Genomic DNA, 20,000 nt, shown 5'->3' with positions numbered 1-20,000 from the left:
GCGGCAACCCTTTAGTTGCCGCACTGGCTCAACTGCTGCGCATAGTCGCGGGCCATCTTATCGGTTGCCCGCGCGTAACCCTGGACGCCGGCATCGCCGTGATTGCCGCGACCGTAGGCGGTCCAGCCGAGATAATAGGCGAGATACAGGTTGTAGGTGTCGTTGCGGGCGACACCGAACGTGTCCGATGTCTTGGAATGGTACCAGCCCACGAAGTCGACGGCATCGGCGAATTTGGTTCGCCGCGCCGCCCAGTTGCCGGTCTCGCTCTGATATTGCGACCATGTGCCGTCCAGCGCCTGCGAGAAGCCCGTCGCAGACGAGACGTGTTTCCAGGGGATGAAGCCGAGAAGCTTGGTGCGTGGCGGCCGGGCGTTGCTCTTGAAACCGGATTCCTTGCGCACGGTCGCCATCAGCACTGGAACCGGCACGCCGTATTTCTGTTGCGCGCGCTCGGCGGCCGACTGCCAATTGTCGAACCAGCCATCGTTCTGGTCAAAGACGGCGCAGACGTCGTTGATATGGCTGGGCGCAGTGGCACAGGCCGAAAGTGCCAGCAGCGTGCTTACTGCTACAATTTTGCTAAAACTCGACCTACGCATCGGGAGAGCAATAGGCCGAAAACATAAAGGGAATCTTGCTGCGTCCGTTAATGCTTCATCGAAAGCAGTCGTTCAAGACGACGCTGTATCGATAATCCGACACATCGTGTCGCTTAATCTAAATAGACATTGCTAAAATGCCGCCTTGGCTAAAATCACGCCCGCGAATGGCGCATTTCTGACAGCTTGGCTGGTTTGCCGGGGCTTTGATATCCGGCATGAACGAACCAAGACGCAAGCGCGGCGCCGAGCGAACCAGCAACAGGGGGCCAGCGCCCATCCCGCAGCTGCCGCCCAGGCGTGTGACGAACCCCTATCCGCCAATGGCCTTGCTGTCGGCCGACCAGATCGAGGCGATCCACCAGGCGTCGATGCACATATTGGAGAATTTCGGCATCGAGGTGATGAGCCCGCGCGCGCTGTCGCTGTTCGAGAAGGCAGGTGCCAGGGTCGATCACGCGACCGCGAATGTCCGCATCGATCGCGGTCTGGTCGAGGAGATGCTTAAGACGACGCGGTCCGCCTACCGGCTTACGCCGCGCAACCCGGCCAACGTGGTCCATCTCGGCGGCAACACCATCAACTTTACGCTCGTCGCCGGGCCGCCCAATGTGCACGACATGGAGCGCGGTCGTCGCGCCGGCAATTTGCGCGACTATGCGGATCTGACCCGGCTGGCACAGCATTTCCACTGCATCCATATGCTTGGCAACCAGGTCTGCGCGCCGGTCGAGTTGCCGGCCAATTCCCGCCATCTCGATACCTACTTCACCAATCTGACGCTGACCGACAAGAGCTTTCATGTCTCGGCGATCGGCCGGGGCAGGGCGCTCGACGGCATCGAGATGATGGCGATCGCTCGCGGACTGACACTGGACCAGATGCGCGACGATCCGGGCATCACCACCATCATCTCGGTCAACTCGCCGCGCCGCTTCGACGAGATGATGGCCGAAGGGTTGATGACGATGGCCGAGTTCGGCCAGTCGGTGGCAGTGACGCCATTCACGCTGATGGGGGCGATGAGCCCGGTGACGCTCGCCGGCGCGTTGGCGCAGCAGAACGCCGAGGCGCTGTTCGGCGTCGTGCTTACGCAGCTTGTGCGGCCCGGTGCGCCGGTGATGTATGGCGCCTTCACCTCCAACGTCGACATGAAGTCGGGCGCGCCTGCCTTCGGCACGCCTGAGAACACCAAGGCCAACATTGCATCGGGACAACTGGCGCGGCGCTATGGGCTGCCCTACCGCACGACGCCGGGTTCCGCGTCCAACGCGGCCGATGCGCAAGGCGCCTATGAGACGCTGATGGCGCTGTGGGGCGCGGTGCTCGGTCATGGCAACCTCGTCTACCACGCCGCCGGCTGGCAGGAAGGCGGGCTGACGGCCTCGTTCGAGAAGCTCATCATCGATGTCGAGATGATCCAGCACATGATGGAGTTCTTGCGCCCGATCGAGGTCAACGAGGCCGAGCTTGCGGTCGAGGCGCTGGGCGCGGTGCCGACCGGCGGCCATTTCTTCGGCGAGCCGCATACGCTGGAGCGCTACGCCACCGCCTTTTACCAGCCGATGCTGTCCAACTGGCAGAATTATGAAGCCTGGCAGGAGGCCGGTGGTCTCGATGCCACCGCACGCGCGACCCGGCTATGGAAGAAGGCGCTGGAAGATTATGTCGAACCGGTGATGGATGTCGCCGTGCGCGAAGCGCTGGAGGCCTATGTGGCCAAGCGCAAGGAAGCGATTGGGCAGGGCGAGCCGTGAGGATGTCGCGCGCGCACACCCCCCTCTGTCCTGCCCGTCCTCCGCAGCTGCAGCGCAGCTGCTGCGGAGGGTGGACCGGACATCTCCCCCTCAAGAGGGGAGATTGGCTATCACGACGTCCTTCGCCACTCGCCAACGTTAAAAGGCCGGCGGCAAGGCTGCCGCTGCTGATCTCCCCCCTTGAGGGGAGATGGCCGGCAGGCCAGAGGGGGGCGGCCTAGCTCCTCGCGTTCCAATTTATATCGTCTGTCCAACTCACTGATATCAGAGAACAACCTATGAAATCACATGCAAAGGCCGTGGTCATTGGCGGTGGCGTCGTCGGGTGTTCGGTGTTGTTCCATCTCGCCCGCCATGGCTGGACCGACGTGGTGCTGCTGGAGCGTGACGAACTGACTTCCGGTTCGACCTGGCACGCGGCCGGCGGCATGCACACCATCAATGGCGATCCCAACGTCGCCAAGCTGCAGAAATACACGATCTCGCTCTACAAGGAGATCGAGGAGCTTTCCGGCCAGGCAACCGGGGTGCATCTGACCGGCGGCGTGCTGCTCGCCGCAACCGAGGCGCGGCTCGACTGGCTGCGCGGCGTCGTCGCCAAGGGCCGTTATCTCGGCATCGACCTGGAAGAAATCTCGCCGAAAGAGGCGGCCGAACTGATGCCGCTGCTCGATCCCACGCAGTTCGTAGGTGCGGTGCGCAACAAGGAGGACGGCCATCTCGATCCCTCCGGCGTCACTCACGCCTACGCCAAGGCGGCGCGAAAACTCGGCGCGGAGGTCGAGCGTTTCACCAAGGTCGAGGACATCGTTCGGCGGCCCGACGGATTGTGGCGCGTCATCACCAACAAGGGCGAGGTGATAGCCGAGCACGTCGTCAACGCCGGCGGGCTGTGGGCGCGCGAGGTCGGCCGCATGGTCGGGCTGGAGCTGCCGGTGCTGGCGATGGAGCACATGTACCTGATCACCGAGGATATGCCGGAGGTCGCCGCCTGGAACGCCAGGACCGGAACCGAGATCATCCATGCGGTCGATTTCGACGGCGAGCTCTATCTGCGCCAGGAGCGCGGGGGCATGCTGATGGGGACATATGAAACGGCCAACAAGCCCTGGTCCGAATACCAGACGCCATGGAATTTCGGCCATGAATTGCTGGAGCCCGACATCGACCGCATCGCGCCGTCGCTTGAGGTCGGCTTCCGGCATTTCCCGGCCTTTCAGAACACCGGCATCAAGCAGATCATCAACGGACCCTTCACCTTCGCGCCCGACGGCAATCCGCTGGTCGGGCCGGTGCGCGGCCTGCCGGGCTTCTGGGTGGCCTGCGGCGTCATGGCCGGTTTCAGCCAGGGCGGCGGCGTTGGCCTGGCGCTATCGAACTGGATGATCGAGGGCGATCCCGGCGCCGACATCTGGGCCATGGATGTTTCGCGCTATGGCGACTGGGCGACGATGGCCTACACCAATGCCAAGGTGCGCGAGAACTATTCCAGGCGGTTTTCGATCCGCTTCCCCAATGAGGAACTGCCCGCCGGGCGGCCGCTGAAGACGACGCCGGTCTACGATTTGTTGTCGGCCAAGGGGGCGCAATGGGGTGTTGCCTTTGGGCTGGAGGTGCCGCTTTGGTACGCGCCCGAAGGGGTCAAGGACGAGTTCTCGTGGCGGCGCTCCAGCGACTTCAAACATGTTGCGAAGGAAGTGGAAACCGTGCGGGCCTGTGTCGGCCTGGCCGAGATTTCGAGCTTCGCCAAATACAGGGTGACGGGCGAGGGGGCAGCAGGCTGGCTCGACCGCATCCTTGCGTGCAAATTACCGAAGCCCGGCCGCATGACGCTGGCGCCCATGCTAAAGGAGGACGGCAAGCTCATCGGCGATTTCACGCTGGCCAATCTGGGCGGCGAAGGCTGGCTCGGCGGCGAAGGCTGGTTCATCGCCGGTTCCGGCATTGCCGAGCAATACCATATGCGCTGGTTCGAAAAGCATCTGCCTGGGGATGGCTCGGTTCACATGGAGGCGCTGGGATCGAAGCTCACCGGCCTGTCGATCGCCGGGCCGAAGGCGCGGGACGTGCTGGCTAAGGTCACGCGGACGGATGTCTCGAACGCCTCCTTTCCCTTCATGGCCATTGGCAAGATGGATATTGGCATGGCACCGTGCCTGGTTGGCCGCGTCAGCTACACTGGCGATCTCGGCTATGAAATCTGGGTGGCGCCGGAATATCAGCGCGCGGCGTTCCAGGTGCTGATGGCGGCGGGCGAGGAGTTCGGCATTGGCCTGTTCGGGTCGCGCGCGCTCAATGCGCTGCGGCTGGAGAAGAATTATGGCTCATGGGGGCGCGAATATCGACCGATCTACGGACCGCTCGAAGCCGGGCTCGACCGCTTCGTCGCCTATGGCAAGGAGGTGGATTTCATCGGCAAGACCGGCGCCCTCGACGAGCGCAAGCAGGGCGGCAAATTGCGCCTGCGCACCTTCATCGTCGATGCCGACGATGCCGATGTCATCGGCGACGAGCCGATCTGGTTCGGCGGCGCCGTGCGCGGCTGGGTCACCTCGGGCGGATATGCGCATCATTCGAAAAAGTCCCTCGCCGTCGGCTATGTGCCGAAGGAGATCGCCGACGAGACCGACGGCTTCGAGATCGAGCTGCTCGGCAAGCGCCACGCGGCGCACATGCAGGCGGTACCGCTGTTCGACGCGAATTTCGAGCGCATGAGAGGGTGAAACTCAGCCCGGCGGGGCATCATCCGTTGCCGCGGTTGTCCAGCGCGAAAGCACCAGGACCAGCGAAGAACAAATAGAGGAAGATGAAGCAGAACGAGATCGCCGAATCGCCGCCATTGTTGACCGGGAAGAAGTTGCGCGGCATGTGCGCCATGAAATAGGCGATCGCCATTTCGCCAGCCAGCAGGAACGCCACCGGCCGGGTCAGAAGGCCAAGTGCCAACAGGATACCGCCGGCGAATTCGAGGATGCCGGCGGTCAGCGACAGCCCGGACAGCGCGCCGGCATGCTCGCCGACGGGGAAATTGAACAGTTTCTGGGTGCCGTGTTCGATGAACTGCAGCGCGGTCATGATGCGCAGCACGCCGAGCGCCTGCGGCTGATACTTGGCAAGGCCTTTCAAAAGCTCCATCCGAAACTCCGTTTTCACCTCCCGGCCCGGCCTAGATTATCGTCCCGAGATGGACCACTCACTTCCCGCGACCTGACATCAACAATCGGTGATGGGAGACGTTTCGCAACACATCGATATTTTTCTCTCTAAGGTTGCATCATTATCTCTATGGTTGTATCGATTTGTAGATAATCGAAATCGTTTTGGGGCCTCTTGCCATGAAAAAAGTCGTCATCAGTTTTTTCGCAGTCCTTGCAGGCACCAGCTTCGCGATCGCCGAGGACGCCGGCTGCGAGGCCTTCAAATGGCCGGTAACGCGCGAGCAGGCGCTGTTCGCCGCGCCTCCTTCTGCTACGTCGGGCGCGGCGCTGGCGGTCGGCGCAGCCGCCGATCTGGTCCTGGTGCCGGCCGAGACGGCGGAATTCGCTCTCCCGCCCGAACGTGCCCCGGCGCCTGGTACGTTCGGCGGCATCGCCAGCATGGTTGTACCGCCGGAAGGGGGCATCCAGATAAGCCTGTCCGGCGAAGCTTGGGTCGATGTCATTCAGGACGGCCACACCGTGAAATCGGCCGGCTACAGCGGCGTCAAGACCTGTCCGGACATTCGCAAGAGCATTCGGTTCAAGCTTGCGCCCGGCCCGGCCACCGTCCAGTTCAGCGGTGCGAAAAAGGCGGGCCTGAAAGTCGCGGTGCTGGCGCCGGAATAGCCCGGCCAAGCAAGGACACGGCCCCCAATCTTACGATCAAAGGCCGTCCTCCTGTGCGACGTTGAACCTCTTACCGTTTGGGCGCCATCAAGGCGAAGTGGGCGCCTTGCGGATCCTGGCATTGCACGATCCAGCTGCCGCCGGGGACCTCCATCGGCCCCATCAGGATCTTGCCGCCATTGTCAGTTACGCGTTCGGCCGCCGCGTCGATGGCGGTCACGTTGAAATAAAACTGCCAGACCGGTACTGGAATCTGTTCGGGTTTGTTCATGATGCCGCCGCCGGATTCAGGGCCGGCCGCGAAGGTTTGATAGATCCCCATCGGCCCCATGTCGAAATCGCCGGCATTGGTCCATCCGAATTGGCTGGAATAGAAATCGAACGCGGCCTTCCAGTCGGTTGTGTAGAGTTCGTGCCAGCCGATATGGCCCGGCGTGCTGGCCGGCACGGCCGGCTGGTCGGGCCCGTTCGGCTGCAGGAACATGAAGGTCGCGCCTTGCGGATCGGCGACGACGGCGAAGCGGCCGACGCCCGGAATGTCGTCGGGCTCCCGATGCACGGCCCCGCCGGCCTGCTTCAGCGATTTCGTCGCAGCATCGACATCCCTGGTATGGATATAGCCGAGCCATGCGGGCGACATGCCCATCTTGGCGGCGTCCTCGGGCATCGTCATCAGGCCGCCGACGCCACGCTCGCCGACATTCATGACGATATAGCGCGGCATGCCGGGAGCCTTGTCGAAAGGCTGCGCCGTCCAGCCGACTACTTTAGTGTAGAATGCCTCGGCGGCGTCGAGGTCTGATGTCATCAACTCGTACCAGAAGAAAGGCATTGGGGATTTTGGCATTGACGGTCTCCTCACCGGTTCATGCATCGATCGTTTGTTCGATCCATCCTAGGACGATCTTCGAGACAGCAATCCGACAATCGGCGCGGAGTGTGACGAGAACAGGACGTGCCGCGCTATGGTCAATCCGTTGTCTGTCGTTAAGTTGAGCGAAAAGATCATATTTTTATCAAGGGTTTTCAAAGCTTTACCCGGAAAATTGACCAATTGATAAAAAAACAAGATGTGCTAGCCTTCCCCAAAATGAAAACATGGGGAACTGACGATGCCAGAAAGCCAGTATAGGGAAGGCATTGCCGGCGGCCGGCTCCCGGCAGACCAGTATGCGGACAATTTTTCCGACCTGCACCCGCCGCTCGATCATCACGAGGCGCTGGTCGAGTCCGACCGCTGCTATTTCTGCTACGACGCGCCGTGCATGAACGCATGCCCGACCTCGATCGATATCCCGCTATTCATCCGCCAGATATCGACCGGCAATCCGATCGGCTCGGCCAAGACCATCTTCGACCAGAACATCCTTGGCGGCATGTGCGCCCGCGTCTGCCCGACCGAGACCCTGTGCGAGGAGGTGTGCGTGCGCGAGGTGGCTGAGGGCAAGCCGGTGCAGATCGGCCGCCTGCAGCGCTACGCCACCGACGCCGCCATGGCCGAGAACAAGCAATTTTATCCCCGCGCCACGCCGACCGGCAAAACCGTCGCCGTGGTTGGCGCCGGACCGGCCGGCCTTGCCGCCGCGCACCGGCTCGCCCGCCACGGCCATGACGTCACCATCCTGGAAGCGCGTCCGAAGGCTGGCGGTCTCAACGAATACGGCATCGCCGCCTACAAGAGCGTCGACAATTTCGCCCAGGCCGAGGTCGATTATGTCACCTCGATTGGCGGCATCGACATCCAGGACGGCAGGGCGCTTGGCCGCGACTTTCAACTGTCGGACCTGATCCGGAACTATGATGCGGTGTTTCTCGGTATGGGGTTGGGCGGCGTCAACGCGCTACGCGCCGATGGCGAGGACGCAACCGGCGTTACCAATGCGGTGGAGTTCATTGCCGAACTGCGCCAGGCCAGCGATCTTTCGAGCCTGCCGGTTGGCCGCCGCGTCGTCGTCATCGGCGGCGGCATGACGGCGATCGACGCGGCCGTGCAGTCGAAGCTGCTTGGTGCCGAGGAGGTGACGATCTGCTACCGGCGCGGCCGGGAGCACATGAACGCCTCCGGGTTCGAGCAGGATCTGGCCGCGGCAAACGGCGTGACCATCCGCCATTGGCTTCAGCCGAAGCGTGTGATTGCCGAAGCCGGCAAGGTGTCGGCCATCGAACTGGAATACACCGCGCTCGACGGCGACAAGCTCGCCGGCACCGGCGAGACGCTGACGCTTGTCGCCGACCAGGTGTTCAAGGCGATCGGCCAGAGCTTTGTCCCGGCCGCGCTCAACGGCAGCGGGGCATCGATCGACCTCGAAGGCGGTCGCATCAAGGTTGACGGGGAAGGACGCACCTCGCTGGCGAAAGTCTGGGCCGGCGGCGATTGCATCTTCGGCGGCGACGACTTGACGGTTTCGGCCGTTGCGCAAGGCCGCGACGCGGCGGAGAGCATCAATCGGGCGCTGACCTCGAACGGGAGGGCATGAGCATGGCAGATATCAGAAACAATTTCGTCGGCATCAAATCGCCAAATCCGTTCTGGCTGGCCTCGGCGCCGCCGACCGACAAGGCCTACAACGTCGTGCGCGCCTTCAAGGCCGGCTGGGGCGGCGTGGTGTGGAAGACGCTGGGCGAGGAAGGCCCTCCGGTGGTCAACGTCAACGGCCCGCGCTATGGCGCGATCTGGGGCGCCGACCGCCGCCTGCTCGGCCTCAACAACATCGAGCTGATCACCGACCGCGACCTGCAGGTCAATCTGCGCGAGATCAAGCAGGTCAAGAAGGACTGGCCCGACCGCGCCATCGTCGTCTCGCTGATGGTGCCCTGCGTCGAGGAGGCCTGGAAAGCGATCCTGCCGGTGGTCGAGGAGACGGAGGCCGACGGCATCGAGCTCAATTTCGGCTGCCCGCACGGCATGTCGGAGCGCGGCATGGGTGCCGCTGTCGGCCAGGTGCCGGAATATATCGAAATGGTGGTGCGCTGGTGCAAGCAGAACACCCGCATGCCTGTCATCACCAAGCTGACGCCGAACATCACCGATGTGCGCAAGCCGGCGCGGGCAGCGCATGCCGGCGGCACCGACGCGGTGTCGCTGATCAACACAATCAACTCGATTACCGGTGTCGACCTCGACAGTTTCGCGCCGATGCCGACCATCGACGGCAAGGGTTCGCATGGCGGCTATTGCGGCCCAGCGGTGAAGCCGATCGCCATGAACATGGTGGCCGAGATTGCCCGTGATCCCGAAACGCGGGGACTGCCGATTTCCGGCATTGGCGGCATCACCACCTGGCGGGATGCGGCTGAATTCATGGCGCTCGGCGCCGGCAACGTGCAGGTGTGCACGGCGGCGATGACCTATGGCTTCAAGATCGTGCAGGAGATGATCGCCGGCCTGGAAAACTGGATGGACGAGAAGGGCCATGCCTCGCTCGACGACATCGTCGGCCGCGCCACGCCCAACGTCACCGACTGGCAGTATCTCAACCTCAACTACATCGCGAAGGCGCATATCGACCAGGACGCCTGCATCAAGTGCGGCCGCTGCCACATCGCCTGCGAGGACACCTCGCACCAGGCGATCACCAGCATGGTCGACGGCGTCAGGCATTTCGAGGTGATCGAGGCCGAATGCGTTGGCTGCAATCTGTGCGTCAACGTCTGCCCGGTCGAGAACTGCATCACCATGGAGCCGCTGGCGGCCGGCGTCATGGACCAGCGCACCGGCAAGCCGGTCTCACCGATCTACGCCAATTGGACGACGCACCCGAACAACCCGATGGCCAAAGTGGCGGCGGAATAGGGCGCGCGCCTATCGATGAAAAAAGCGGCGCCTTCGGGCGTCGTTCTTTTTTGCGTATTGCGGATGAAAATTATCCAGGATATGTAACATCCATGAATGAGGGACCGGTACCATGAAACTGGGCGATGGCGTCGAAGCGGCTATCCATTGCGCGGCCACGCTGGCGAGCGTCGATGGCGACAGCACCGTGCCGGGCGCTGCGCTGGCGGAGGCGTTCGGCCTGTCGCCGAGCTATCTCCTGAAGCATCTCAATATGCTGACGGCAGCACGCATCCTGGAATCGGTGCCTGGGCCGGCGGGCGGCTACCGGCTGGCGAAGCCGGCCGAACGCATCACGCTGCTGGACATCGTGCTCGCGGTCGAAGGGCGCGAGCCGGCTTTCCGCTGTGGCGAGATCCGGCAGCGCGGCCCGACGAAACTCGATGCGTCGGCCTATGTCAGGCCGTGCGGCATCAATGCGGCGATGCTGAAGGCGGAGCGCGCCTATCGCGCGGCGCTGGCCGAGGTCAGGCTGTCCGACATCGTGGCGGACTTCGTGAAAGGCGCCGATCCGCGGTCCGTGGCGGCAAGCTGCGCTTTCACCGAGCGTCACCAGCGGCGGCAGAAATCCAGTTCAACCAAGCAAGCGTGAAAGGAAAAACGATGAAACAGAGGCTCCAGTTCTTCGCCAAGGCACCCGAGATCATGAAAGCGGTGTCGGCGCTCAACAAGGCAGTCGACGAATGCGGGCTCGAGGTAAGCCTGCTGCACCTGATCAAGCTCAGGGCCTCGCAGATCAACGGTTGCTCCTTCTGCGTCGAAATGCACAGCCGCGAGGCGAGGCGCGACGGCGAGACCGAGCAGCGTCTCTATCTGGTGTCGGCCTGGAAGGAATCGCCTCTGTTTTCCGAGCGCGAGCGCGCCGCCCTGGCCTGGACCGAAGCGGTGACTAAGATCGCCGACAACGGTGTCTCGGACGAACTCTATGCCCGCACGCTCGAGCATTTCTCGGAAGAGGAACTGGTCAAGCTGTCCGTGGCGCTCGGCATGATCAACACTTGGAACCGGCTTTGCATCCCCTTCCAGGCCATTCATCCGATGTCGACGGCCAAGGCCGCCTGATTGGCCGATGTGTTTGGGGCGCCGCCGAGTGAGGCGGCCCCCGAACTGTTTTGGAGGGAGAGTTGATGTCAGCCGATTTGGCTTCGGCCTTGTTGTTTCTCGGCCGTCTTTTGCTCGGTGGCGCCTTTGTCTTCGCCGGCCTGCGCAATATCCAGAACGCGGCCTTCCTGACTGGGCTGATGGCCGCGCGCGGCGTGCCGCAGGCGCGGCTAGCATTATGGGCCGGCATCATGTTGCAGATCATTGCCGGTGTGCTGGTGATCGCAGGCCTGTGGACCGCGATCGCTGCGGCAGTGCTGGTGCTGTTCCTGATCGTCGCCACGCCGATGTTCCACAATTTCTGGGACCATCAGGAACAGGAGCGTGCGTCGCGTATCAATGGTTTTGTTGGCAATGTGGCACTGAGCGGTGGCTTTCTGACGCTGATCGCCCAGTCGCTCTGACGGCTACGCCGCAAACCGCAGGCCGCCGTCGCAGGTCAGAACCTGGCCGGTCATGAAGCCGTTGGAGACGAGAAAGGCTATTGCCGAGGCGACGTCCTCGGCGCGGCCGATGCGGCCGACCGGCGTCTTGCCGGCATATTCCGCGAAGACCGCCTGCCTTTGCTCGTCCGGCAAAAAATCCCACCAGGGTGTGTCGATGACACCAGGCGCGACGACGTTGACGCGCAGCGGCTTCAGCTCGACAGCCAGGATCGGCGCCACGGTCAACAGCATGCCGTTGATGGCGGCGATGCCGGTGACGCCCGGCATCGCAAGCTGAGCCGAGACCGCGGAGATGAAGGTGGCCGAGCCGCTTTTGTTCAACGTCGGCAAGGCGGCCTGCAGGCAGGACAGTTGCGGCCGCACCTTCTCGTCGACGCCACTGCCGATGTCGGCAAGGTCGAGGGTCTCGAACGGGCCAAGGCCCTTGCCGCCGCTCGCCGCCAGAACGAGGTGGTCGAACGGGCCGAGGCGCTCGAAGAACCGGCGGACCTCGTCCGGCTTGCCGGCATCGAACGCAGCCTTTTCGGCGGCGCCGCCAAGGCTCTTCCAGGCGCTGGTGAGCTTGTCCTGGTTGCGCCCAGTTATCGTCACCTTCATGCCGGGGCCAAGCAGCTTGCGCGCTGTCGCCAGGCCGATGCCGGACGAGCCGCCGATGATGACTGTGTGTTCGATCTTGTCAGTCATGAATGTTCTTCCTTCGATGTTGACGGATTCGATATTGCGTTGCCGACGAGATCGAGGCTCAAGGCTCGCAATCGCTGTCTTGCGTTGGCGTCGTAGGCTTGGGCATCGGCGCGGGATTCGCGCAGGCCGTCGAAATAGAGGCCGCTGCGTCCTTCGAGATCAGGCGAGGTGGCGAGGTTGAGGATGGCGTCGGCGCCGGTCTCGACCGAACTCCAAGGCGTCACACCTGCCTGCCGGACCATGGTCGTGTTCATGTAGCTCGCCGGATGCAAGGCGTTGACGGTGACGCCGCTGCCTTTCAGCTGTTCAGCCAGATCAACGGTGAACAGGATCTGCGCCAGCTTGCTTTGGCAGTAGGCGCGCACGCCGTCATAGGAACGGGTCAGCATGACGTCGCTGAAATCGATCGCCTGCTGGCCGGCCGATGCGACATTGACGATGCGCGCCGGAGCGCTGGCCTTCAGCAACGGCAGAAGCTCCGACGTCAGCAGAAAACCGGCGAGGTAATTGACCGCGAAGCGCAGTTCGTAACCGTCGGCGCTGACCTGTCTCTTGGTGCCTGCCGTGCCGATGCCGGCATTGTTGATGAGGATGTCGAGCCGGTCCGTCCTGGCGCGCACGGTCTCGGCGAGGCGGCGCACCTCCGCCAGTGAGGCGAGGTCGGCGGCCAGAAAATCGGCTTTGCCGCCGGCTGCTTCGATCTCCGTGACAGTCGCCTTGCCGCGCGCCGCGTCGCGTCCGTGCACCAGGACACGGGCGCCAGCGGCGCCGAGCCTTTGCGCGACGACGCGGCCGACGCCGTCGGTCGAGCCGGTGATGAGGATTGTCTTGTCTTTCAGATCCATGTTCGGAGCCTCCATTTTCGTCGCTCCGAACGAAAATGGGACAGCGGACGTGCGCCAAACAGTTCTAACTTTATCCTGGTATCAATACTGCTATAATAGAGCCATGGATTCCCAGCCTCGTTCTGCTCCTATTCACTCCGCCGAGGACAGCCGCAGGCGCGAGCTCGGTGCCTTCCTGCGCTCGCGCCGCGAGAGATTGACGCCTTCGGCGACGGGCATCGCCACCGGATTGCGGCGGCGCACGCCGGGGCTTCGGCGCGAGGAAGTGGCGATGATCGCCGGGGTCGGCACGACCTGGTACACCTGGCTGGAACAGGGCAGGGACGTGCGACCCTCGGTTGAAGTTCTGACTGCACTCGGCGAGGCGCTGCGTCTCGATGCCGCCGAAAAGCAGCACCTTTTCACTCTCGCAGGCCGCCAGCAGCCGGAGCGTCGTGCCGTGATGCCGGAAAAGGTCGACGGCCCGTTGCTGCACATGCTGCAAAGCCTCGTCCTGCAGCCGGCCTATGTGATCGGCCGGCGTTGGGATGTGCTGGCCTGGAACCCGGCGGCCGTGGCGGTGTTCGGCGATTATGGTTTGCTGGAGGGTGACGCCCGCAACATCGTCCACATGGTATTCACCAACCCGCACCACCGGCGCCTGCTGGTCGACTGGGAACAATTGGCGCGCACCGTGCTTGCCTCGTTCCGGGCCGAGAGCGCCAGATATGTCGGCGATCCGGACTTTGAGCGGTTGATCGATCTGATGACGCGTTCGAGCCCGGAATTCCGCGATTGGTGGCCGCAGCGCGATGTCGCACGCCGATTGTCGGGGGTGAAGCATGTCAGGCACCCTAGCGCCGGCGCCATGACATTCGAGCATATGAGCTTTTCGATCGACGACGGCTCCGACATGAAGCTGATCGTCTACACGCCGCTCGCCGAGCAGAACTCGGTCGCCAAGCTACGGACATTGCTGGACGCGCTGCCGGCCGAACGGCGCAGCGCCTGACGCGTCAGCTCTTCGGCTTCAGCCCGTCGAGGAACAACTGCTCCAGAAACCTTGCGGCGTCCTCGAAGCGGCCGTCGCCGCCACGGTTCGGCCCCAGCACGGCGCGTACCTGGACGTCGAAATCGGCATAGTGCTGCGTCGTCGCCCAGATCGAGAAGATCAGGTGCCAGGGATCGGTGCGGGCGATCTTGCCGGCGCGCATCCAGCCCTTGATGACGGCGGCTTTCTCGTCGACCAGTGTCTTCAACTCGCCCGCCAGCAGCGGCATGATGCGTGGCGCGCCTTGCAGGATCTCGTTGGCGAACAGCCGGCTTTCGCGTGGAAAATCGCGCGCCATCTCAAGCTTGCGCCTGATATAGCTCCTGAGTTCGGTCATGGGATCGCCGATGTCGTCGAGCTCGCGCAGCGGCGCCAGCCAGGTGTCGAGCAGGCGTTGCATCAACGTCTCGTGGATGTCCTCCTTGCGGCGGAAGTAATAAAGCAGGTTCGGCTTCGACATGCCGGCGGCTTCGGCGATCTGGTCTATGGTCGACCCGCGAAAACCATGGGTGGAGAACACTTCGAGCGCGGCCTCCAGGATGAGTTCGCGCTTTTCCTGCTGGATGCGGGTTCGGCGGGGGGCCTCCGTGCCGGCGTTCACCGTTGCGGGCCCTCGCTTTGACGACCATCTGGACCAATTCTCTGGACCAGTTTTTCCCTAGCCTGTGGAACGCACTTCAGGTGCCGCATTTCCGCTAGTAATCCCTTGACCGCCGACAGGGCGGTGCTAACGTTTGTCCAATCGGTCAAAAATTTGCGTAGCACGAAAGCGCGGCAAAGACCAAGCGTTGGACGCACCGAAACAGATTACAAGGGGAAGTCTTGGTCATGTCCAACCGGCTGAAAGTCACGCCGAACGATCTCAGCGCATTCTGGATGCCGTTCACGGCAAACCGGCAGTTCAAGCAGGCGCCGCGCATGTTCGTGTCTGCCAAGGACATGCATTACACCACCAGCGATGGCCGCAAAGTGCTGGACGGCACCGCCGGCCTCTGGTGCGTCAATGCCGGCCATTGCCGGCCCAAGATCACCGAGGCGATCCAGCAGCAGGCCGCCGAGCTCGACTACGCTCCGGCCTTCCAGATGGGGCATCCGATCGTGTTCGAACTGGCCAACCGGCTGGTCGACGTCGCGCCCAAGGGCATGGACCATGTGTTCTTCACCAATTCCGGTTCGGAATCGGTCGAGACCGCGTTGAAGATGGCAATCGCCTATCACCGCGTGAGGGGCGAGGGCTCACGCACCCGTCTCATCGGCCGCGAGCGCGGCTATCACGGCGTCAATTTCGGCGGCATCTCGGTCGGTGGCATCGTCACCAACCGCAAGATGTTCGGTACGCTGCTCGGCGGCGTCGATCATATGCCGCACACGCATTTGCCGGAGAAGAACGCCTTCTCCAAGGGCGTGCCGGAACATGGCGCGGAACTCGCCGACGAACTGGAGCGCATCGTCGCCCTGCATGACGCCTCGACCATTGCCGCGGTCATCGTCGAGCCGGTCGCCGGTTCCACCGGCGTCATCCTGCCACCGAAAGGCTATCTGCAGAAGCTTCGCGAAATCTGCACCAAGCACGGCATCCTTCTGATCTTCGACGAGGTCATCACTGGTTTCGGCCGTCTCGGCGCGCCGTTCGCGGCCGACTATTTCGGCGTCACGCCCGATATCATGACCACCGCCAAGGGCGTCTCCAACGGCGTCATCCCGATGGGCGCGGTGTTCGTGAAGAAGGAGATCCACGACGCGTTCATGACCGGCCCCGAGCACATGATCGAGTTCTTCCACGGCTACACCTATTCGGGCAATCCGATCGCCTGCGCGGCAGCCTTGGGTACGCTCGACACCTACAAGGAAGAGGGCCTGCTTACCCGTGGCGAGGAGCTGGCGCCCTATTGGGAAGATGCGCTGCATTCGCTGAAGGGCGAGCCGCATGTCATCGACATCAGGAACATCGGCCTGATCGGCGCCATCGAGCTGGCGCCGATCGCCGGACAGCCGACCAAGCGTGCCTTCTCGGCCTTCGTCAAGGCGTTCGAGCGCGGCGCGCTTATCCGCACCACCGGCGACATCATCGCGCTGTCGCCGCCGCTGATCATCACCAAGGGCCAGATCAACGAACTGATCGACCATGTGCGGGATGTGCTGAGGTCGATCGATTGAAGATCTGGGCGCGGATATCCCTCCCCCTCGAGGGGAGGGTGGCCGCGAAGCGGTCGGGTGGGGTCGGTGCGACGGGGCGCCGGCCTGATCTTTTGCCGCGAGGTTGCTGCTGATGCCCCGTACCCGCGTGAGTTTCGAAATGCGCCAGAAGGCGCGCGCGCTTCGAATTCACGCGACCAAGGGCGAATCCCTGCTGTGGTATGAATTGCGCGAGCTGAGGTCGGCTGGCATCAAGTTCCGCCGCCAGTGTCCGATCGGCCCCTACATCGTCGATTTTTCTTGCCTCGCCGTGAAGCTGGTGGTGGAGGTGGATGGCGATCTGCATGAACACGAGAACGGCAAACATCACGATGCCGTCCGCGATGCCTATCTGCGATCGCTCGGGTTCGATATCTTCCGTGTTGACGAGCCCGATGTCATAAACAACGCGTGGCATGTCGCGCAGTTGGTCAAGGAGAAGGTCGAGCGTATGTTCGGCGACCCCACCCGACCGCTTCGCGGCCACCCTCCCCTCGAGGGGGAGGGGGACGCCCCGCAATCGATGAGGTTTTGAATGGCCGCACCCGGCGAGAATCTGCGAATCAATTCAGACCGCTTGTGGGATTCGCTGATGGAAATGGCGAAGATCGGCCCCGGCATTGCCGGCGGCAACAATCGCCAGACCGTGACCGACGAGGACGGCGAAGGCCGGCAGCTGTTCAAGCGCTGGTGCGATGCGGCCGGGCTCGAAATGGGCATCGACGAAATGGGCACCATGTTTGCCCGCCGCGAAGGCGCAGATCCCAGCCTGCCGCCGGTCTATGTCGGCAGCCATCTCGATACGCAGCCGACCGGCGGCAAATATGACGGCGTGCTTGGCGTGCTTGGCGGTCTGGAGATCGTGCGCTCGCTCAACGAACTCGGCATCAAGACAAAACATCCGATCGTCGTCACCAACTGGACGAACGAGGAAGGCGCGCGCTTCGCGCCGGCGATGATGGCATCCGGCGTTTTCGCCGGCGTGCTCGATCAGGCCGACGTTTACGAGCACACCGACAAGAATGGCAAGAAGTTCGGCGAGGAGCTTGAGCGCATCGGCTGGAAGGGCACCGAGAAGGTCGGCGATCGCAAGATCCACGCTTTCTTCGAACTGCACATCGAGCAGGGCCCGATCCTCGAGGACGAGGGCATCGACATCGGCGTCGTCACCCATGGCCAGGGGCTGAAATGGCTGCAGGTGACGCTGACCGGCAAAGAGGCGCATACCGGCTCGACCCCGATGCCCAAACGCCGCAATGCGGGGCTCGGCATGGCGCGGGTGACGGAGCTGGTGCACGAGATCGCCATGGACTACCAGCCCGATGCCGTCGGCGCGGTCGGCCATATGGAGGTCTATCCCAACTCACGCAACATCATTGCCGGCCGTACCGTTTTCACCATCGACATCCGCTCGCCGGAGAAGGAAGTGCTGGATGCGATGGACGGCCGCCTCCGTGAAGGCATCGACACGATCTGCGATGCGCTCGACATCAAATACGAGATCGAACAGGTCGGGCATTTCGACCCGGTCACCTTCGACGAGGGCTGCGTCAAGGCGATCCGCGATGCCGCCGACCGGCTCGGCTATTCGCACCGCAACATCGTCTCCGGCGCCGGCCACGACGCCTGCTGGATCAACCGCGTCGCGCCGACCGCGATGGTGATGTGCCCTTGCGTAGATGGGTTGAGCCATAACGAGGCCGAGGAGATCACCAAGGAATGGGCGGCGGCCGGCGCCGACGTGCTGTTCCACGCGGTGGTGGAGACCGCCGTCATCGTGGAGTGAGCTTAAGATCTGAATTCCGAACGGCGCTCGCAAAGAAGCGCGAAGAGAACAAGGGGAACAACAAAATGACCAAAGTCATCAAGAACGGCACCGTCGTTACCGCCGACCGCACGTGGAAGGCCGACGTGCTGATGCAGCATGGCAAGATCGTCGCCATCGGCTCGAACCTTCACGGCGATCACGAGTTCGACGCCACCGGCTGCTACGTCATGCCGGGCGGTATCGATCCGCATACCCATCTCGAAATGCCGTTCATGGGCACCTACTCTGCCGATGATTTCGAATCCGGCACGGGCGCCGCCCTTGCCGGCGGCACCACGATGGTGGTCGATTTCTGCCTGCCGGCGCCGCAGCAGTCGCTGCTCGAAGCCTTGCAGATGTGGGACAACAAGACCTCGAAGGCGTCCTGCGATTATTCCTTCCACATGGCGATCACCTGGTGGGGCAAGCAGGTGTTCGACGAGATGGCGACCGTTGTCGACAAGGGCATCACCTCGTTCAAGCACTTCATGGCCTACAAGGGTGCGCTGATGGTCGACGACGACGAGATGTATGCCTCGTTCCAGCGTTGCGCCGACCTTGGCGCGCTGCCGCTGGTCCATGCCGAGAATGGGGATGTCGTCGCAGCGCTTTCACAGAAGCTGCTTGCCGCCGGCAATAACGGCCCCGAAGGCCATGCCTATTCGCGGCCGCCGGAAGTGGAAGGCGAGGCGACCAACCGCGCGATCATGATCGCCGACATGGCCGGCGTGCCGCTCTATGTCGTGCACGTCTCCTGCGAGCAGAGCCACGAGGCGATCCGGAGGGCGCGCCAGAAGGGCATGCGGGTGTTCGGCGAGCCGTTGATCCAGCACCTGACGCTGGATGAGAGCGAGTATTTCGACAAGGACTGGGACCATGCGGCGCGACGCGTCATGAGCCCGCCATTCCGCAACAAATTGCACCAGGATTCGCTGTGGGCCGGCTTGCAGGCGGGATCGCTTCAGGTGGTGGCGACCGACCATTGCGCCTTCACCACCAAGCAGAAACGGAACGGCGTAGGCGATTTCACCAAGATTCCCAACGGCACGGGAGGGCTCGAAGACCGCATGCCGGTGCTATGGACCACGGGCGTCAACACCGGCCGACTGACGATGAACGAGTTCGTCGCGGTGACCTCGACCAACATCGCCAAGATCCTCAACATGTATCCGAGGAAGGGCGCCATCGTCGAAGGCGCGGATGCCGACATCGTCGTCTGGGATCCGAAGCGCAAGAAAACGATTTCCTCGCAAAAGCAGCAGTCGGTGATCGACTACAATGTCTTCGAGGGGTTCGAGGTCACCGGCCTGCCGCGTTTCGTCTTCTCGCGCGGCGAACTGTCGATCGAGGAAGCCGAGGTCAAGGCCAAGCCGGGGCACGGCGAATTCATCGGCCGTCAGCCGAACGCGGCGGTCAACCGGGCATTGTCGACCTGGAAAGAGATCAGCGCGCCGCGCAAGGTCGAGCGAACGGGCATTCCGGCGACCGGGGTTTGACATGCGCGCTGTTCATCTTGCGGTATCCGCTGCGATTCTTCTGGCTGCCGGCCAGGCCTCGGCGGCAGGGATCGACCTGTCGAAACCCTATGGCAACAAGTCGGGCTGCATCAACAAGAATGGCCAGCAAGTCTATGCCGAGGACATGCTGCTCCTGACCGACACCGATTTCATCACGATCGCCAGCGCCTGCACCTTCACAGATAAACATAAGGAGGCGGACGGTTCGCTGACCGTCAAGGCAGAGTGCGAGGCGGAAGGCGAAGACGGAAAGTCGCCGATCCAGTTCACCATCAAGCGCAGCCCGAAGAACGCCAAGAAGCTGGTGATCGCCGACGAAGACGGCACGGTCTATGGGGAAGTGTCCCGGTGCCGATGACGGCCAGTTTCCCCAATTCGAC

20 protein-coding genes are annotated in these 20,000 nt (G+C 63.0%); 14 read left to right on the top strand and 6 right to left on the bottom strand.

What is annotated here, in order from left to right; all coding sequences use genetic code 11:
- Nucleotides 1–11 precede the first annotated feature (11 nt).
- Complete coding sequence (locus tag NKI49_RS13675) at nucleotides 12–602, bottom strand: transglycosylase SLT domain-containing protein (protein ID WP_352600765.1); 591 nt, start codon at nucleotides 600–602, stop codon at nucleotides 12–14.
- A 218-nt stretch (nucleotides 603–820) separates the two neighbouring features.
- Between NKI49_RS13675 and NKI49_RS13670 the strand changes: the two genes are divergently transcribed.
- Nucleotides 821–2,359, top strand: coding sequence for a trimethylamine methyltransferase family protein (locus tag NKI49_RS13670; protein ID WP_352600767.1), 1,539 nt, complete (start codon nucleotides 821–823; stop codon nucleotides 2,357–2,359).
- Nucleotides 2,360–2,637: 278 nt separating this feature from the next.
- Nucleotides 2,638–5,082 carry a GcvT family protein gene (locus NKI49_RS13665; protein WP_352600769.1) on the top strand — a complete coding sequence of 815 codons (2,445 nt, stop codon included), beginning with the start codon at nucleotides 2,638–2,640 and terminating at the stop codon, nucleotides 5,080–5,082.
- Nucleotides 5,083–5,101: 19 nt separating this feature from the next.
- Here NKI49_RS13665 and NKI49_RS13660 read toward each other — a convergent pair whose 3' ends face one another.
- Nucleotides 5,102–5,494 (bottom strand): DoxX family protein, encoded by a 393-nt coding sequence (locus tag NKI49_RS13660; protein WP_352600771.1) that lies wholly within the window; start codon nucleotides 5,492–5,494, stop codon nucleotides 5,102–5,104.
- A gap of 200 nt (nucleotides 5,495–5,694) precedes the next feature.
- Between NKI49_RS13660 and NKI49_RS13655 the strand changes: the two genes are divergently transcribed.
- Entirely contained in the window at nucleotides 5,695–6,183 is a 489-nt protein-coding gene (locus tag NKI49_RS13655; RefSeq protein WP_352600773.1) for a hypothetical protein, read from the top strand.
- Between the two features lie 70 nt (nucleotides 6,184–6,253).
- Here the strand turns inward: NKI49_RS13655 and NKI49_RS13650 are convergent, their stop codons facing one another.
- Nucleotides 6,254–7,030 (bottom strand): VOC family protein, encoded by a 777-nt coding sequence (locus NKI49_RS13650; protein ID WP_352600775.1) that lies wholly within the window; start codon nucleotides 7,028–7,030, stop codon nucleotides 6,254–6,256.
- A gap of 265 nt (nucleotides 7,031–7,295) precedes the next feature.
- On the opposite strand from NKI49_RS13650, the gene NKI49_RS13645 reads away from it, so the two are divergent.
- From NKI49_RS13645 to NKI49_RS13625, 5 genes are all read left to right on the top strand, one after another.
- Nucleotides 7,296–8,660: an NAD(P)-dependent oxidoreductase gene (locus NKI49_RS13645; RefSeq protein ID WP_352600777.1), complete on the top strand. Its 1,365-nt coding sequence runs from the start codon at nucleotides 7,296–7,298 to the stop codon at nucleotides 8,658–8,660.
- Between the two features lie 2 nt (nucleotides 8,661–8,662).
- A complete protein-coding gene (gene preA, locus NKI49_RS13640; RefSeq protein WP_027025395.1) occupies nucleotides 8,663–9,976 on the top strand; it encodes an NAD-dependent dihydropyrimidine dehydrogenase subunit PreA in 1,314 nt (437 codons plus the stop codon).
- Between the two features lie 112 nt (nucleotides 9,977–10,088).
- Nucleotides 10,089–10,607, top strand: coding sequence for an RrF2 family transcriptional regulator (locus NKI49_RS13635; protein ID WP_352600779.1), 519 nt, complete (start codon nucleotides 10,089–10,091; stop codon nucleotides 10,605–10,607).
- Between the two features lie 11 nt (nucleotides 10,608–10,618).
- Nucleotides 10,619–11,077 carry a carboxymuconolactone decarboxylase family protein gene (locus NKI49_RS13630; protein ID WP_352600781.1) on the top strand — a complete coding sequence of 153 codons (459 nt, stop codon included), beginning with the start codon at nucleotides 10,619–10,621 and terminating at the stop codon, nucleotides 11,075–11,077.
- 65 nt (nucleotides 11,078–11,142) lie between these two features.
- Nucleotides 11,143–11,520 carry a DoxX family protein gene (locus tag NKI49_RS13625; protein WP_352600783.1) on the top strand — a complete coding sequence of 126 codons (378 nt, stop codon included), beginning with the start codon at nucleotides 11,143–11,145 and terminating at the stop codon, nucleotides 11,518–11,520.
- Nucleotides 11,521–11,523: 3 nt separating this feature from the next.
- Here NKI49_RS13625 and NKI49_RS13620 read toward each other — a convergent pair whose 3' ends face one another.
- On the bottom strand, nucleotides 11,524–12,246 hold the full coding sequence (locus NKI49_RS13620) for an SDR family oxidoreductase (protein WP_352600785.1): 723 nt from the start codon (nucleotides 12,244–12,246) through the stop codon (nucleotides 11,524–11,526).
- Complete coding sequence (locus tag NKI49_RS13615) at nucleotides 12,243–13,091, bottom strand: SDR family oxidoreductase (protein WP_352600786.1); 849 nt, start codon at nucleotides 13,089–13,091, stop codon at nucleotides 12,243–12,245. Before NKI49_RS13615 ends, NKI49_RS13620 begins: the two co-directional genes overlap by 4 nt.
- Before the next feature lie 103 nt (nucleotides 13,092–13,194).
- Between NKI49_RS13615 and NKI49_RS13610 the strand changes: the two genes are divergently transcribed.
- Nucleotides 13,195–14,082: a helix-turn-helix transcriptional regulator gene (locus NKI49_RS13610; protein ID WP_352600787.1), complete on the top strand. Its 888-nt coding sequence runs from the start codon at nucleotides 13,195–13,197 to the stop codon at nucleotides 14,080–14,082.
- 4 nt (nucleotides 14,083–14,086) lie between these two features.
- Here NKI49_RS13610 and NKI49_RS13605 read toward each other — a convergent pair whose 3' ends face one another.
- A complete protein-coding gene (locus tag NKI49_RS13605) occupies nucleotides 14,087–14,722 on the bottom strand; it encodes a TetR family transcriptional regulator C-terminal domain-containing protein (protein WP_027025402.1) in 636 nt (211 codons plus the stop codon).
- A gap of 227 nt (nucleotides 14,723–14,949) precedes the next feature.
- Between NKI49_RS13605 and aptA the strand changes: the two genes are divergently transcribed.
- The 5 genes from aptA (at nucleotide 14,950) to NKI49_RS13580 (ending at nucleotide 19,978) form a co-directional block, all read left to right on the top strand.
- Nucleotides 14,950–16,278 carry an omega-aminotransferase AptA gene (gene aptA, locus NKI49_RS13600; RefSeq protein WP_352600789.1) on the top strand — a complete coding sequence of 443 codons (1,329 nt, stop codon included), beginning with the start codon at nucleotides 14,950–14,952 and terminating at the stop codon, nucleotides 16,276–16,278.
- A gap of 112 nt (nucleotides 16,279–16,390) precedes the next feature.
- Nucleotides 16,391–16,831: an endonuclease domain-containing protein gene (locus NKI49_RS13595; protein ID WP_352600791.1), complete on the top strand. Its 441-nt coding sequence runs from the start codon at nucleotides 16,391–16,393 to the stop codon at nucleotides 16,829–16,831.
- On the top strand, nucleotides 16,832–18,082 hold the full coding sequence (locus tag NKI49_RS13590; RefSeq protein WP_352600793.1) for a Zn-dependent hydrolase: 1,251 nt from the start codon (nucleotides 16,832–16,834) through the stop codon (nucleotides 18,080–18,082).
- Nucleotides 18,083–18,147: 65 nt separating this feature from the next.
- On the top strand, nucleotides 18,148–19,599 hold the full coding sequence (gene hydA, locus NKI49_RS13585; protein WP_352600796.1) for a dihydropyrimidinase: 1,452 nt from the start codon (nucleotides 18,148–18,150) through the stop codon (nucleotides 19,597–19,599).
- Nucleotide 19,600: 1 nt separating this feature from the next.
- Complete coding sequence (locus tag NKI49_RS13580) at nucleotides 19,601–19,978, top strand: hypothetical protein (RefSeq protein ID WP_352600799.1); 378 nt, start codon at nucleotides 19,601–19,603, stop codon at nucleotides 19,976–19,978.
- Nucleotides 19,979–20,000: the final 22 nt, after the last annotated feature.

The organism is Mesorhizobium sp. M0587 (assembly GCF_040320945.1).
Taxonomy (GTDB): Bacteria; Pseudomonadota; Alphaproteobacteria; order Rhizobiales; family Rhizobiaceae; genus Mesorhizobium.
The sequence above is the reverse complement of the archived record's forward strand: the minus strand, read 5'-3'. Positions and strand labels throughout refer to the sequence as shown.